Annotated in this window: 1 protein-coding gene; it reads right to left on the bottom strand. The window is 55.4% G+C overall.

All coding sequences use genetic code 11. The features are described from left to right. Nucleotides 1-51: 51 nt before the first annotated feature. Nucleotides 52-1,176: an IS481 family transposase gene (locus PMI35_RS07205; RefSeq protein ID WP_008063669.1), complete on the bottom strand. Its 1,125-nt coding sequence runs from the start codon at nucleotides 1,174-1,176 to the stop codon at nucleotides 52-54. Nucleotides 1,177-1,257: the final 81 nt, after the last annotated feature.

Below are 1,257 nucleotides of genomic sequence, written 5' to 3'. Positions count from 1 at the left end.
TGTACGGACCGGACACATGGTGGACACATGTGCGGGGACATGGTGGACACATTATGCCCCGTAGTCAGGTTTGCTCACGTCGAACGTTCTTAGAAAGTGATGGCAGAAGTAGACGTCAAAGAGCCCATCTCTTTCAGGGTTGGGCCGTATTGCGATGTGCTGCCCAACCAAGCCCTTGGCGATGCTGAAATAGCGTTTCTGAAAGCGAAATCGGCTGTCATAAACCTTGGCCAACACATCGTCCGGCCCGTACTCAAACTCCGATAGCTGCTGCGGGTAAGCCCAGGGGCTAGAGCGATACCGGTCCATCGGCACTTGGTAGTTCAACGCTTGATGAGGCCGTTGCAGGTTATAAACCTCCCGCCATCGATCGAACGCGGATTGAGCCTCCTTGACCGTGGAAAATTGACGTCCATCAAGCACTTCGGCCTTGAGAGAGCGGTGGAAGCGCTCGATCTTTCCATTGGTTTGAGGGTGGTAAGGGCGGCTGTAGCTGATCCGGATTCCTAAACGAATCAACCAGATACTCAGCTCGGTGATTTCACCTGGGTTGCGCGGCGAACCCCAGGGCGGGCCGTTATCAACATTGATGCGAGCGGGTAATCCGAAGCGCTGGAATACCTCAACCAGCTTTTCCTTCACCGTAGCTCCACGCTCGTTATCACAAGCCTGGATAGCTAAATTGAATCGCGAGTGGTCGTCCAACAAAGTCAGGGGATGGCATCGGCCTTCTTGCGTTGAGAAGTGCCCTTTGAAATCCATCTGCCACAGATCGTTAGGCGCATCGTGTTCAAATCTCAGCTTGGCCTCTTGCTCATTCTGAGCAGGCTGAATCAGCCCGTGCCTGTGCAGGACATTGGTCACGGTGCTGGGAGCGATCTGCTTTTTCAAGAGGGTGCTGATTGTGCGTCCACCCCAGGCTGGATGTTCTTGCCTGAGGGCTAAGACTTGCGCCTCCAAAGCAGCAGGGGTCAGCTTGGGGCTGGTAGCCGGTTTGCGCGACTTCTCTCGTAGTCCCGACTGACCGTGCGCATCGTAGCGGTTGAGCCACTTGTAGGCCGTTTGCGGGCTGATGCCGAACCGTCGACACAGTTCTCGTTTATTGCTGCCGGGTTGCCGTGCTAAGGCAACAAACTCTTCTTTCAGGCTCATGGTATCTCTCGTGTCCCAGGGCATGATGGTTTCCGGCGAAGTTGGCTCGCCGAAAGTGTCCACCATGTCCCCGTACACCCGTCAACCATGTGTCCGGTCCGTACA

Source organism: Pseudomonas sp. GM78 (genome assembly GCF_000282475.1).
Classification (GTDB): domain Bacteria; phylum Pseudomonadota; class Gammaproteobacteria; order Pseudomonadales; family Pseudomonadaceae; genus Aquipseudomonas.
The sequence above is the reverse complement of the archived record's forward strand: the minus strand, read 5'-3'. Positions and strand labels throughout refer to the sequence as shown.